The organism is Neobacillus cucumis (genome assembly GCF_023715505.1).
The window spans coordinates 1-293 of the sequence record NZ_JAMBOH010000145.1; the positions used below are offsets into that span (position 1 = coordinate 1).

Annotated in this window: 1 protein-coding gene; it reads left to right on the forward strand. The window is 39.6% G+C overall.

What is annotated here, in order from left to right; all coding sequences use genetic code 11:
• Positions 1–293, forward strand: a 293-nt coding sequence (locus M3226_RS31850) for a transposase (protein WP_251573453.1), incomplete at both ends; no start/stop codon positions are given.

Genomic DNA, 293 nt, shown 5'->3' on the forward strand with positions numbered 1-293 from the left:
GAAAATCTACCGATTTTCCTGCTAAGGACACTGTCTATCGTTTCTTGAATCAGTCAACCTTCGCGTGGCGTAGATTTTTACTGTTTCTTAGTGTCCACACAATTGAAAAGGTAACAAAACTCTCGAATCATGACCGACCGAAGGTCTTAGTATTAGATGATTCTTTTTATGATCGAAATCGTAGTAAATCCGTCGAATTACTAGCTCGTTGTTTTGATCATGCCTCTCAAAAAATGCGCTTTTATAAAGGCTTCCGTATGCTTACCCTTGGTTGGACAGATGGTGCAACTTTC